Source organism: Serratia sp. 3ACOL1 (assembly GCF_003668775.1).
GTDB classification, from domain to species: Bacteria; Pseudomonadota; Gammaproteobacteria; order Enterobacterales; family Enterobacteriaceae; genus Chania; species Chania fonticola.
In genome coordinates, this window is sequence record NZ_CP033055.1 from 3999088 (window position 1) to 4011378 (window position 12291).

At 56.8% G+C, this 12291-nt stretch carries 14 protein-coding genes and 1 riboswitch; of the genes, 8 read left to right on the top strand and 6 right to left on the bottom strand.

Annotated elements, in window-relative coordinates:
- The first annotated feature begins 13 nt into the window (after positions 1 to 13).
- Positions 14 to 1297, top strand: coding sequence for a phosphoribosylamine--glycine ligase (gene purD, locus D9980_RS18025; RefSeq protein WP_121608034.1), 1284 nt, complete (start codon positions 14 to 16; stop codon positions 1295 to 1297).
- A gap of 102 nt (positions 1298 to 1399) precedes the next feature.
- Here purD and D9980_RS18030 read toward each other — a convergent pair whose 3' ends face one another.
- The 6 genes from D9980_RS18030 to nudC form a co-directional block, all read right to left on the bottom strand.
- Entirely contained in the window at positions 1400 to 2038 is a 639-nt protein-coding gene (locus tag D9980_RS18030) for a DUF1481 domain-containing protein (RefSeq protein ID WP_037412648.1), read from the bottom strand.
- Positions 2039 to 2105: 67 nt separating this feature from the next.
- Positions 2106 to 2381 (bottom strand): nucleoid-associated protein HU-alpha, encoded by a 276-nt coding sequence (hupA, locus tag D9980_RS18035; protein ID WP_021182173.1) that lies wholly within the window; start codon positions 2379 to 2381, stop codon positions 2106 to 2108.
- 189 nt (positions 2382 to 2570) lie between these two features.
- Positions 2571 to 3161, bottom strand: coding sequence for a YjaG family protein (locus tag D9980_RS18040; protein WP_021808056.1), 591 nt, complete (start codon positions 3159 to 3161; stop codon positions 2571 to 2573).
- Between the two features lie 51 nt (positions 3162 to 3212).
- Positions 3213 to 3896 (bottom strand): deoxyribonuclease V, encoded by a 684-nt coding sequence (nfi, locus tag D9980_RS18045; RefSeq protein ID WP_121608035.1) that lies wholly within the window; start codon positions 3894 to 3896, stop codon positions 3213 to 3215.
- Positions 3897 to 3912: 16 nt separating this feature from the next.
- On the bottom strand, positions 3913 to 4977 hold the full coding sequence (gene hemE / locus D9980_RS18050; RefSeq protein ID WP_021808058.1) for a uroporphyrinogen decarboxylase: 1065 nt from the start codon (positions 4975 to 4977) through the stop codon (positions 3913 to 3915).
- Positions 4978 to 5014: 37 nt separating this feature from the next.
- Positions 5015 to 5782: an NAD(+) diphosphatase gene (nudC, locus tag D9980_RS18055; RefSeq protein WP_121609045.1), complete on the bottom strand. Its 768-nt coding sequence runs from the start codon at positions 5780 to 5782 to the stop codon at positions 5015 to 5017.
- 101 nt (positions 5783 to 5883) lie between these two features.
- Here nudC and rsd point away from each other — a divergent pair, with 101 nt between their 5' ends.
- From rsd to thiH, 7 genes are all read left to right on the top strand, one after another.
- Positions 5884 to 6399 carry a sigma D regulator gene (gene rsd / locus D9980_RS18060; protein ID WP_121608036.1) on the top strand — a complete coding sequence of 172 codons (516 nt, stop codon included), beginning with the start codon at positions 5884 to 5886 and terminating at the stop codon, positions 6397 to 6399.
- 113 nt (positions 6400 to 6512) lie between these two features.
- Positions 6513 to 6635: riboswitch (TPP riboswitch) on the top strand.
- A 117-nt stretch (positions 6636 to 6752) separates the two neighbouring features.
- On the top strand, positions 6753 to 8696 hold the full coding sequence (thiC, locus tag D9980_RS18065; protein ID WP_121608037.1) for a phosphomethylpyrimidine synthase ThiC: 1944 nt from the start codon (positions 6753 to 6755) through the stop codon (positions 8694 to 8696).
- Positions 8689 to 9342 carry a thiamine phosphate synthase gene (thiE, locus tag D9980_RS18070; RefSeq protein WP_121608038.1) on the top strand — a complete coding sequence of 218 codons (654 nt, stop codon included), beginning with the start codon at positions 8689 to 8691 and terminating at the stop codon, positions 9340 to 9342. The genes thiC and thiE overlap by 8 nt, the downstream gene beginning before the upstream one ends.
- The gene (locus tag D9980_RS18075; RefSeq protein ID WP_121608039.1) at positions 9332 to 10081 is read left to right on the top strand and encodes a HesA/MoeB/ThiF family protein; all 750 of its coding nucleotides are present in this window, start codon (positions 9332 to 9334) and stop codon (positions 10079 to 10081) included. The genes thiE and D9980_RS18075 overlap by 11 nt, the downstream gene beginning before the upstream one ends.
- Positions 10078 to 10278, top strand: coding sequence for a sulfur carrier protein ThiS (gene thiS / locus D9980_RS18080; RefSeq protein WP_121608040.1), 201 nt, complete (start codon positions 10078 to 10080; stop codon positions 10276 to 10278). The genes D9980_RS18075 and thiS overlap by 4 nt, the downstream gene beginning before the upstream one ends.
- 1 nt (position 10279) lies before the next feature.
- Positions 10280 to 11059, top strand: coding sequence for a thiazole synthase (locus D9980_RS18085; protein ID WP_121608041.1), 780 nt, complete (start codon positions 10280 to 10282; stop codon positions 11057 to 11059).
- Complete coding sequence (thiH, locus tag D9980_RS18090; protein ID WP_121609046.1) at positions 11059 to 12222, top strand: 2-iminoacetate synthase ThiH; 1164 nt, start codon at positions 11059 to 11061, stop codon at positions 12220 to 12222. The genes D9980_RS18085 and thiH overlap by 1 nt, the downstream gene beginning before the upstream one ends.
- Positions 12223 to 12291: the final 69 nt, after the last annotated feature.

Here is a 12291-nt window from a genome sequence, read left to right on the forward strand (position 1 = left end):
TATGGAGCACCTGATGAATATTTTAATTATTGGCAACGGCGGGCGTGAACATGCGCTGGCCTGGAAAGCGGCCCAATCGCCATTGGCAGATACGGTTTACGTGGCCCCAGGTAATGCGGGTACCGCATTGGAAAGCAATCTGACCAACGTCGATATCGCCCCAACCGATATCCCGGCGCTGGTTGCCTTTGCCAAGGACAACGCCATCGGCCTGACCATTGTAGGCCCGGAAGCGCCGCTGGTGATCGGTGTGGTAGATGCCTTCCAGGCTGCCGGGTTGAAAATCTTTGGCCCGTCGCAGGCCGCAGCACAGCTTGAAGGCTCCAAAGCCTTTACCAAGGATTTCCTGGCTCGCCACGCTATCCCAAGCGCTGCATACCAGAACTTTACCGAAGTGGAACCCGCCTTGGCCTACGTACGCCGCCAAGGTGCACCGATTGTCATCAAGGCAGATGGCCTGGCGGCAGGCAAAGGCGTGATCGTCGCGATGACGTTGCAGGAAGCCGAAGACGCCATTCAGGATATGCTGGCAGGTAATGCATTTGGTGACGCCGGGCATCGCATCGTGGTTGAGGAGTTCCTGACAGGCGAAGAAGCCAGCTTTATCGTCATGGTCGATGGTAAGAATGTGGTGCCAATGGCCACCAGCCAGGATCATAAACGTGTCGGTGACGGCGATACCGGCCCGAATACCGGCGGCATGGGCGCCTACTCGCCAGCGCCAGTGGTGACGGATGAAATCCACCAGCGCGTAATGGACCAGGTGATCTGGCCAACCGTGCGCGGCATGGCAGCGGAAGGCAACACCTATGTCGGCTTCCTGTACGCTGGCCTGATGATTGCTGAGGATGGTCAACCCAAGGTGATCGAATTCAACTGCCGCTTTGGCGACCCGGAAACGCAGCCGATCATGCTGCGCCTGCGCTCCGATCTGGTTGAACTCTGCCTGGCTGGGGCCGAAGGCAAGCTGGATGAGAAGACTTCCGAATGGGATGAACGCCCTGCTCTCGGCGTGGTGTTGGCGGCTGGCGGCTATCCTGCGGATTATCGCCAAGGGGATGTGATCCACGGCTTGCCTCAGCAAGAAGATGCCAATGGCAAAGTGTTCCATGCCGGAACGCGTATGCAAGGGAATGACGTCGTGACCAACGGCGGGCGCGTGTTGTGCGTAACGGCATTGGGCGCAACGGTAGCTCAAGCTCAGCAGTTAGCCTATCAGCTAGCGGAAGGTATTCAGTGGCAAGACAGTTTCTGCCGCAAGGATATTGGCTACCGTGCTATCGCACGCGAAAAGTAATAGGTATTGATTATCTAGACGGCGCAGCATGCAGCGCCCCTACGTGTCGCTCGGTGGCGTTTTAAAAGTCTCAGGCTCTGTTCGCAGGGCCTTTTTTATGCGCTACAGGGTGTCTTTGGTCGGTTCCCAACTGCAGAAGTCATTGTTTGCCACCAGCAACAGCTCACGACCTTCCGGCCCATCCAACCAGGCTACGTTCACTGGCTGACTGCTGTTGGCCGCACGCCGCATGATCCACTCTTCGGCCTGTTGATCCAAACCTGGCTTCACGACTTCGCCATTACACAGCTTCACCGCACCCTGCTGCCAGTGCCCCTGTAACAGCCGTACTCGACCGGCATTAAGCGCATCGCTCAATTCCAGTATCCGCCGTGCCTGATATTGATAGAGCACGACTTCATCGTTGGAGAGCTTCTGGCGCTGCGTGGCCAATTGGCGCTGCATAAAGCTGACGGTACCGTTGGCGGTGAAACGCAGTTGAATGGAGTCGCGATCGCCATCGGCATCGGTGCGTTTGATTTGGTACAACACGCCGCGTTGATATTCATACAGCGTTGTGACGGTACCCGGCCCGCGATAAGGGCTGTAGACACTCAACAGCGCCACTGGCCGCTGCTGGCCGTCATCCATCCGCCACACCCGCATTACCCCCTGATCGGCCACAAAGCCGCTGGCGGTAAAGGTTGGCGGGGCAGAACGGAAACTACAAGCACTCAAGGCAGCAACAACCGTCACCGCCATGAGTGCCCGTTGAATAAACAAAAGGGGCGCCAACGCCCCCCTGTTTAAACCTTTCTGCAACACGCGATTAAGACTTAACCGCGTCTTTCAGTGCTTTACCAGAAACGAACGCAGGCACGTTAGCTGCTGCGATTTTGATTTCTTTACCAGTCTGTGGGTTGCGGCCAGTGCGCTCGCTACGATGGTTTACCTTGAAAGTACCGAAACCAACCAATTGTACTGCATCACCTTCTTTCAGGGACTCAGTAATGGCAGCCAGGGTAGATTCCAGAGCCAGCTTAGCTTGAGCCTTGGAAAGGTCAGCCTTCTCTGCGATTACATCAATCAGTTGAGTCTTGTTCATAAGTTATCCTTACAGTGTGTTTATCGTTTGCAAAGCATCGAGTGCGACGGATATGCCGATGGACAGCACTCTCCTGCATACACGCACCGATAGCCACTTTTTTTTCGCCCCCCAAATGTAGACCAGACAGGGTGCGGATGTGAAGCCTTAAGGCACGACAAATCAGACGTTAAATCACGTTTTCTTGCCTTATTGCGTTAAATTTATCCCAATGTTACTCACCGCGGCCTCGCGCAGGTCAGATCGTAACCCTTTGATCAGATCCAGATCACGCTCTTCGCAGGCGGCCAACAGGCGGAAAATCTCCCATTGAATGTCCCATTCTTCCTCAACGGCAGGCAGAATTTTCAGCTCTTCGTCGGTCATTTCTTTGCCAGCTTGGGTCATTTCCAACATCGCCACGGTGCGAATTGAGGTTTCGCTGATGGCAATGGCGTGCTCCAACGTCTCTCCGCTGAGGCGCGAATGGATCAATTCCCCTAATGCAATGCAGGCATCGATCGCTGGGTAAACGCCGTAAAGATCGTAATCTTCTGCCGACGGGATCGCCTCTTCCAACTTTTCCAACTGGCTGTCAAAGTTGACCTTGGCGTCTTTCACCACCAGCGTTTCCCAGACCAAGTCCAGGATACGGCGATAAACGGCCGGGTCGCCAAACTCCGTCTGCAGACAGAACATCTGGTAATTCGGGTACATACGCTCGCACAGGCAGGCCATAAAGGTCAAATGCTGCCAGCTTTCCAGCTTTTCCAAGCGTAAATGAATCGGGTTACGTAGCATGGTCTACTCTCTTACTCATTATCTGCCGCGCAGTGTACCCGAAATCGCTCATTACGACACCTCTGGATGCTGCTGTAACCAGCGTACAAAGGCCGGGCGGCGTGAGGCAATGGCATCGGCCCACCGCGTGGGCTCCGGCAAACGGTAGCCTGCCATGCAGCGTTGCACCCAGGCCAAAGCGCTGTCGGTGCTCACGCGATGGCCCGTGGCGATAAATAACGGATTACAGCGCTCTTTGCTGCGCCATACCCATCCCAGCTGTTCGCCCTTGTCCTCCAGCGAGGCCAGCGAGCCAACGGTAGCGTCCAACGGGGAAAATTTACCACATAAACGCTTCTTGGCCACGCCAATGGTCGGCACGTTGACCAGCAGGCCAAAGTGGCTGGCAACCCCCAGACGTCTTGGATGGGAAATACCATGGCCATCGACAAAGATCAGGTCGGGCTTCTGTTGCAGTTGCTCCCAGGCGGCGATCAGCGCAGGGTACTCGCGAAACGAGAGAAATCCGGGGATATAGGGCATGGTGGTGCTGATACGGGCGATCTGATACTCCACCAGCTCGAGCGAAGGATAGCGCAGGATAGCAATGGCGGCGCGTGTTACCGCGCCTTCTTGTTCAAAACCGACATCCGCACCGGCGATAAACGCCGGTGGGTCTTGCAGAAAATCATCGTGACGAATGACTTCCCCGGCACGCCGTAGCTGTTCGGCGCGCAGAGCCTGAGTATCAATCACAGCGTCTCCTTGCGGTTTAGCGGTGGTATTTGGCCGACAGCGCATGCACCGCTTCAACGAAGGCCCCGGCATGTTCCGGTGGCACGTCTTGATGAATACCGTGGCCAAGGTTGAAGACATGACCTTCGCCCTGGCCAAAACCGGCCAGAATGGTTTCCACTTCCTGGGCGATGCGTTCCGGTGCGGCATACAGCATGGAAGGATCCATATTCCCCTGTAGCGCGACTTTATCGCCCACACGGCGGCGCGCGTCGGCAATATCGGTGGTCCAATCCAGGCCCAGCGCATCGCACCCCGTGGCCGCCATCGCTTCCAGCCACTGGCCGCCGCCTTTGGTGAACAGCGTCACCGGCACCCGGCGTCCGTCATTTTCACGCAGCAGGCCATCGACGATTTTATGCATATAGTGCAGTGAGAACTCGCGATAATCACGGCCCGTCAGCACGCCGCCCCAGGTATCGAATACCATTACGGACTGCGCCCCGGCCTTGATCTGGGCATTGAGATACAGGATCACGCTGTCCGCCAGCTTATCCAGCAGCAAATGCAGCGTCTGCGGCTCGGCATACATCATTTTCTTCAGCTTGGTGAATGCCTTGCTGCTGCCGCCTTCGACCATATAGGTCGCCAACGTCCACGGGCTGCCGGAGAAACCGATCAGTGGCACTTCACCCTTCAATTCACGGCGGATGGTACGCACCGCGTTCATGACATAGCCCAGCTCGTCTTCCGGATCGAATGCAGGCAGCTTCTCTACATCGGCACGGCAGGTGATTGGCGAAGAAAAACGCGGGCCTTCCCCGGTTTCGAAATAGAGCCCAAGCCCCATGGCATCGGGAATGGTGAGAATGTCGGAGAACAGGATGGCGGCGTCCAGTGCATAACGGCGCAGGGGCTGTAATGTCACCTCGCAGGCCAGTTCGGCATTTTTGCACAGCGACATGAAATCCCCGGCCTGAGCACGGGTGGCTTTGTACTCTGGCAAATAACGACCGGCCTGGCGCATCATCCATACAGGGGTGAGATCCACCGGCTGGCGCAGCAGCGCACGCAGGTAGCGATCGTTCTTCAACTCATTCATTTCTTGGGCTCCCTTGATTATCTGCCGCCATTGTACATTATTCTGCCCGACACAGCGCCACGGTGTCCTCAATCAGGCGGCGTGCCACGGTACCAGGTGGTGGCAGCATCGGCAGTTGGTCATAGCGATACCAGCCCGCATTGAGCAACTCCTTCGGATCGTGGCGCAGTTCACCGCCCTGATACTCGGCCATAAACGCCATCATCAGCGAATGAGGGAACGGCCAGGGCTGCGAGGTGACGTAGCGCAGGTTGGTAATGGCGATATTGCTTTCTTCCATCACCTCGCGCGCTACGGCCTGCTCCAGGGTTTCCCCCACCTCCACAAACCCCGCCAGCACGGTATGGATCCCCCCACGGTGGCGCACATGTTGTGCCAGCAGGATCTCGTCTTTGCGGCGGATAGCGACAATCACACAAGGGGCAATCTGCGGATAATAACGTTCGCGACAGTTATCACACAGGCAGGCGCTTTCGGTACGGCTGAGGTGCATCTCATGGCCGCAGTAGCCACAGAACCGGTGCGAGCGATAAAAGTCGGCCAGCTGTACGCCGCGTCCGGCGAGTTGGAACAGGCCACGATCGAGACTGAGCAGTTGCCGCACCGATCCCATCTCTTTCGGCATCGGTTGGCGCACCAGCCAGACCGGTGCTCCCTCCCATTCGCCAATTTGCCGAGCAGGCTGGCCTTGCAATGAAAATAGTGCGGCAGAACCAAACGGCAATTCACCGTTTGGTAACCAAATTTTGCTTTCATGGCTGACGATCCACCAGCCATTTTCGTTACCCGTTAATGCAAGTTCCATATGTTGTTGCACAACCTCTGCTTCACTGGCAATCTAGGAATGCTCTTTGTTACATTTTATTAACTTACCACTTTTTCTTTCTCTTACACACGGAGTCAATCATGCTAAACCGATTGGAAAGCCTGACTCAGCGCGTTGGTGGCAGTAATGAATTAGTCGATCAATGGCTGCAGGCACGTAAGCAGCTGCTGGTTACCTACTGCAGTTTAGTCGGCATTAAACCCAACAAAGAAAAGCATACGCCGCTCAATGAAAAAGCGCTGGAGAACTTTTGCCAGAATCTGGTGGATTATCTCTCTGCCGGGCATTTTCACATTTATGACAAAATTATCAAACAAGTGGAAGGCTCCGCCAGCCCCAAGATGGCGCTAGCCACCAAGTTCTACCCAAAATTACAGGCCAATACCGAAGCCGTGATGGCGTTCCATGACCGCTACACTGAAGTCGTTATCGATCAGGATGTGTGTGAAGAACTCAATCAGGCGCTGTCAGATATCGGCGAAGCCCTGGCATCACGTTTCGCCTTGGAAGATCAGTTAATCCAGTTGGCGGCAGAAACTTGGCAGCAGGGCCAACCGGGCACTAGCAATACTGAATCGCTATCACACCCAGCCTGATTTTGATCTCTATCTCCCTATAGATTTCAAGTCGTAGCTAGGCAGCCAACAACGCTACGGCTTGAAAGATGACGGGGGAGGGCTTGTGGTTTTTGTTGACCCTCTTATACTGAGGACTCTTGTCGGAGTGCCTAGCGCTGATTTTTCATTAAATTAGCCAGGCTGAGACCGTTAATTCGGGATCCGCGGAACCTGATCGGGTTAATACCCGCGAAGGGAACAAGAGTAATCTATCGCCATAGGCAAGATGCTCCCGCCAGGGGCTGTGCCTGCCTTACCGGCTACCATCATTACTCCCTCCGAGCTCCAGACAAGCAATTTTCCACACATCACTCCACTGATAGGAATTTGCTATGTCTACCGTGAACAAACCTCGTGCCCGTAAACAACAGCGTGACCAAGCGCAAGATTTTATCGACTCTCTGCAAGGCGTCACCTTCCCCAACTCACAGCGGATCTATCTCGCGGGTTCGCGCAGCGATATCCAGGTACCGATGCGTGAGATCCAGCTCAGCCCGACGCTGATTGGCGGCAACAAAGACCAGCCCCAATATGAACAGAACGAAGCCATCCCGGTGTATGACACCGCAGGGCCGTATGGCGATCCGCAGGCGGTGCTCGACGTACATCGTGGTTTGGCCAAAGTACGAGCGGGCTGGATCGCCGAACGTGCCGATACCGAAGCGTTAAGCGGCGTCAGTTCCGGCTTCACCCAACAACGACTGGCCGATGTTGGGTTAGACCATCTGCGCTTTGAACATCTGCCGCTGCCCCGTAAAGCCCTGCCGGGTAAATGTGTTACGCAGTTGCATTACGCGCGCGCCGGTATTGTCACCCCAGAGATGGAATTTATCGCCATTCGCGAAAATATGGGCCGTGAGCGCATTCGTGGCGAAGTACTGCGCCACCAGCATCCCGGCCAAAGTTGGGGCGCAAATCTGCCGGAGAACATCACGCCGGAATTTGTGCGCCAGGAAGTGGCCTCAGGCCGCGCCATCATCCCCGCCAACATCAACCACCCGGAATCCGAACCGATGATTATTGGCCGTAATTTCCTGGTGAAGGTGAATGCCAATATCGGCAACTCGGCGGTCACCTCTTCGATCGAAGAGGAAGTCGAGAAGTTAGTATGGTCAACCCGCTGGGGCGCTGACACCGTGATGGATCTCTCCACTGGCCGCTATATCCACGAAACCCGTGAATGGATCCTGCGCAACAGCCCGGTGCCGATCGGCACAGTACCAATCTATCAGGCGTTGGAGAAAGTGAATGGCGTGGCAGAGAACCTGACCTGGGAAATGTTCCGCGATACCTTGCTGGAACAGGCTGAGCAAGGCGTCGATTACTTCACCATTCACGCTGGGGTGTTGCTGCGTTATGTGCCGATGACCGCCAAACGCCTAACCGGCATTGTCTCCCGTGGTGGCTCGATCATGGCGAAGTGGTGCCTGTCGCATCATCAGGAGAACTTCCTCTATCAGCACTTCCGCGAGATCTGCGAAATTTGCGCCGCTTACGATGTCTCGCTGTCACTCGGCGACGGCCTGCGCCCAGGCTCGATCCAGGATGCCAATGACGAAGCGCAATTCGCTGAGCTGCATACGCTGGGCGAACTGACCAAGATTGCCTGGGAATATGACGTACAGGTGATGATCGAAGGCCCAGGCCACGTGCCGATGCAGATGATCCGCCGCAACATGACCGAGGAGCTGGAACATTGCCATGAAGCACCGTTCTATACGCTGGGGCCATTGACCACCGATATCGCTCCGGGTTACGACCATTTTACTTCCGGGATCGGCGCGGCAATGATCGGCTGGTTCGGCTGCGCGATGCTTTGCTACGTGACGCCGAAGGAGCATCTGGGGCTGCCTAACAAAGAAGACGTGAAACAGGGGCTGATCACCTACAAGATCGCCGCTCACGCCGCCGACTTGGCGAAAGGCCATCCAGGTGCACAGATCCGCGATAACGCCATGTCCAAGGCGCGCTTTGAATTCCGTTGGGAAGATCAGTTCAACCTGGCGCTGGATCCACAAACCGCCCGCGCCTATCACGACGAAACGCTGCCGCAAGAATCCGGCAAGATTGCCCACTTTTGCTCCATGTGTGGGCCGAAGTTCTGCTCGATGAAGATTTCCCAGGAAGTGCGTGACTATGCCGCCGCACAAGAGGCCGCCAAACCGATCGAAGTGCAACTGACCGGGATGGAGAAAATGTCGGCTGAATTCCGCTCACGCGGCAGCGAGCTGTACCACAGTGCGGCCAATTTGCAGGAGGAGATAAATAATGACTAACCTCACCTCTCCCTTCCCTGCAACACCGCACAGGCTGGGTTTATACCCGGTCGTCGACAGCGTTGAATGGATCGCCCGCCTGCTGGAGGCAGGCGTTACCACTATCCAACTACGCATCAAAGATCTGCCAGACGAGCAAGTGGAGGCGGACATTGCCGCCGCTATCGCCCTTGGCAAGCGCTATCAGGCCCGGCTGTTTATCAATGATTATTGGCGGTTGGCGATTAAGCATGATGCCTACGGCGTCCACCTGGGGCAGGAAGATTTGGACACCACCGATCTGGCAGCTATCCATCGTGCGGGATTGCGCTTGGGCGTTTCCACCCATGACGATGCTGAGCTGGCCCGGGCGATCGCCGTCAAACCTTCCTATATCGCACTGGGGCATATCTTCCCAACGCAAACCAAGGAGATGCCCTCTGAGCCGCAAGGCTTGACCGAGTTACGACGCCACGTCGCCGGATTACAGGAGTATCCCACAGTAGCCATTGGCGGGATCAGCATCGAGCGCGTCCCCGCCGTGCTGGCCTGCGGCGTTGGCAGCGTGGCCGTGGTCAGCGCCATCACCCAGGCACCAGACTGGCGCGCCGCTACGGCAACACTGCTGCAGCTGATTGAAGGCAAGGAGTCATGCGATGCTCAATGACCAAGAGTTCTTGCGCTACAGCCGGCAACTGCTGCTGGAAGACGTCGGCCCCGAGGGGCAGGAAAAGCTGAAACAAGCCACAGTGCTGATCGTCGGATTAGGAGGGTTAGGCTCTCCGGCAGCGCTATATCTCGCTGCCGCTGGCGTTGGTACCTTGCTGTTGGCCGATGATGACCAACTGCACATTACCAATCTGCAACGGCAAATTCTCTACCGCACCGGTGATATCGCCACCAGCAAGGCTCAGTTGGCAAAGAACCATTTGCAAGCACTGAACCCTCTGGTGGAGTCGATCGCGCTGGAGCAACGCCTGCAAGGGGCAACGCTGAACGATGCCGTCGCCCGTGCCGATCTGGTGCTCGATTGCAGCGACAACATGGCCACCCGTCATGCGGTGAATGTCGCCTGCATCCAAGCCAGCGTGCCGTTGATCAGCGGCAGCGCAGTGGGGTTCAGCGGCCAGTTGCTGGTTATCGAGCCGCCGTATTCCCACGGTTGCTATGCCTGCCTCTACCCGGAACAAACCGAACCGCAGCGCAACTGCCGCACGGCGGGCGTGCTCGGCCCAGTCGTCGGTGTGATCGGAACTCTGCAGGCGCTGGAAGCGATAAAAATGCTGGCTGGGCTGCCCTCCTCCCTTAGCGGCAAGCTGCGCCTGTTCGACGGCAAGCAGCAAAGCTGGAGCACTCTGCAACTGAGCAAAGCCAGCACCTGCCCCCTCTGCGGAGAGCCAGCATGAAGATCACCCTCAACGATCAACCACTGGAGCTGGAGCAGCCGTTAAGCATTGACGCTTTGCTCGAACGGCTGGAACGCCACCAGCCAGGTAGCGCTTTGGCGATCAACCAGGTCATCATTCCACGCAGCGACTGGGCCACCCGTCAGGTGCAGGACGGTGATGATATCTTGCTGTTTCAAGCGATTGCCGGAGGCTGACATGCTGCAAATCGCCGATACCACCTTTACCTCACGCCTGTTTAGCGGCACGGGGAAATTCGCCACGCCCGAGTTAATGCTGGCTGCGCTACAGGCCTCCGGCTCACAACTGGTCACTATGGCGATGAAACGCGTCGACCTGCGCGGCGGGAATGACGCCATTCTGGCACCGCTGCAACGGTTGGGCGTGAAATTACTGCCCAACACTTCCGGGGCAAAAACGGCAGATGAGGCGGTGTTTGCCGCCCGGCTGGCGCGCGAAGCGCTGGGGACTCACTGGGTCAAACTGGAAATTCACCCAGAGGTTAAATACCTGCTGCCAGACCCGATCGAAACGCTCAAGGCGGCGGAGATCCTGGTCAAACAGGGCTTTGTGGTGCTGCCTTACTGCGGTGCCGATCCGGTGCTGTGTAAGCGGCTGGAGGAAGCGGGCTGTGCCGCCGTGATGCCACTCGGCGCGCCAATCGGTTCTAACCGTGGCTTACTGACCCGTGATTTCCTTGAGATCATTATTGAACAGGCCAAAGTGCCGGTAGTCATTGATGCCGGGATCGGTGCCCCAAGCCACGCGTTAGAGGCGATGGAACTGGGAGCCGATGCGGTACTGGTCAATACCGCCATCGCCGTGGCGCGGGATCCGGTGCAAATGGCCCAGGCTTTCCGCCTGGCGCTGGAGGCCGGAGAGTTAGCACGCAACTCCGGGCTAGGCAGCCGCCAGTCGATCGCCGCCGCATCCAGTCCGCTGACGGCGTTTCTCAGTCATTCAGAGGAGACATGCTGATGGCCAGTGATTTTAGCGAGCGCCTGCCAAGTTGGGATTGGGATGACCTGACGCTGCGTATTAACAGCAAAACTTCGCGTGACGTTGAGCAGGCACTGAATAGCCCCAAGCTGACGCGGGAGGATTTTATGGCGCTTATCTCCCCTGCCGCCGCTCCCTATCTGGAGCCCCTGGCGCAACGAGCACAGCAGCTCACCCGCCAGCGTTTCGGTAACGTGGTGAGCTTCTATGTGCCGTTATATCTTTCTAACCTGTGTGCCAACGACTGCACCTACTGCGGTTTTTCGATGAGTAACCACCTCAAGCGCAAAACGCTTGATGCGGCAGAGATCGAACGGGAATGCGCGGCTATCAAGGCATTAGGATTTGAGCACCTGCTGCTGGTGACCGGAGAACATCAGCGCAAAGTCGGCATGGATTATTTCCGCCAGCATCTGCCCGCCATTCGCCGTCATTTCAGTTCGCTGATGATGGAGGTGCAGCCTCTGGCACAACAAGACTACACCGAGCTGAAAACCCTTGGGCTGGACGGCGTATTGGTCTATCAGGAAACCTATCATCCCGCGACCTATCAGCAGCACCATCTGCGTGGCCAGAAACAGGATTTTCATTGGCGACTGAGTACGCCGGATCGTCTGGGGCGCGCCGGGATCGACAAGATCGGGCTAGGGGCGCTGATTGGGCTTTCCAGCAGTTGGCGCACGGACTGCTATCTGCTGGCAGAGCATCTGTTTTACCTGCAACAGACTTACTGGCAGAGCCGTTACTCGATCTCGTTCCCTCGCCTGCGGCCCTGTGCCGGGGGTATTGAGCCGGCCTCGATCATGAGTGAACCGCAACTGGTACAGTTGATCTGTGCTTTCCGGTTATTCGCTCCTGACGTGGAGCTTTCATTATCTACACGAGAGTCGGCCTTCTTCCGCGATCATATGATCCCGGTAGCCATCAACAGCGTCAGTGCCGGTTCCAAAACCCAGCCGGGTGGTTATGCCGACGATGTGCCGCCAGAGCTGGAACAGTTCGAACCGCACGACAGCCGAACTCCGCAGCAGGTGGCACAGGCGATAGGTGCCGCTGGGCTACAGCCGGTGTGGAAAGATTGGGATGATTATCTGGGACGCGCTACGCAACTACCTGCAACGGTTGCACCATCGAGCCAATAGGTCTGGAAACACTGCGCAAAGCCGCCAAGGCGAGCTGGCAGGGAGAAATGGCCTCGTTATAGTGGCGGT

Bases quoted from the DNA above. Each gene is read 5' to 3' on its own strand.
- purD (WP_121608034.1), top strand. From the start codon at position 14: ATGAATATTTTAATTATTGGCAACGGCGGGCGTGAACATGCGCTGGCC.
- D9980_RS18085 (WP_121608041.1), top strand. From the start codon at position 10,280: ATGCTGCAAATCGCCGATACCACCTTTACCTCACGCCTGTTTAGCGGC.
- hemE (WP_021808058.1), bottom strand. From the start codon at position 4,977: ATGAATGAGTTGAAGAACGATCGCTACCTGCGTGCGCTGCTGCGCCAG.
- thiE (WP_121608038.1), top strand. From the start codon at position 8,689: ATGACTAACCTCACCTCTCCCTTCCCTGCAACACCGCACAGGCTGGGT.
- thiC (WP_121608037.1), top strand. From the start codon at position 6,753: ATGTCTACCGTGAACAAACCTCGTGCCCGTAAACAACAGCGTGACCAA.
- hupA (WP_021182173.1), bottom strand. From the start codon at position 2,381: ATGAACAAGACTCAACTGATTGATGTAATCGCAGAGAAGGCTGACCTT.
- D9980_RS18075 (WP_121608039.1), top strand. From the start codon at position 9,332: ATGCTCAATGACCAAGAGTTCTTGCGCTACAGCCGGCAACTGCTGCTG.
- thiH (WP_121609046.1), top strand. From the start codon at position 11,059: ATGGCCAGTGATTTTAGCGAGCGCCTGCCAAGTTGGGATTGGGATGAC.
- thiS (WP_121608040.1), top strand. From the start codon at position 10,078: ATGAAGATCACCCTCAACGATCAACCACTGGAGCTGGAGCAGCCGTTA.
- nudC (WP_121609045.1), bottom strand. From the start codon at position 5,782: ATGGAACTTGCATTAACGGGTAACGAAAATGGCTGGTGGATCGTCAGC.
- D9980_RS18040 (WP_021808056.1), bottom strand. From the start codon at position 3,161: ATGCTACGTAACCCGATTCATTTACGCTTGGAAAAGCTGGAAAGCTGG.
- rsd (WP_121608036.1), top strand. From the start codon at position 5,884: ATGCTAAACCGATTGGAAAGCCTGACTCAGCGCGTTGGTGGCAGTAAT.
- D9980_RS18030 (WP_037412648.1), bottom strand. From the start codon at position 2,038: ATGGCGGTGACGGTTGTTGCTGCCTTGAGTGCTTGTAGTTTCCGTTCT.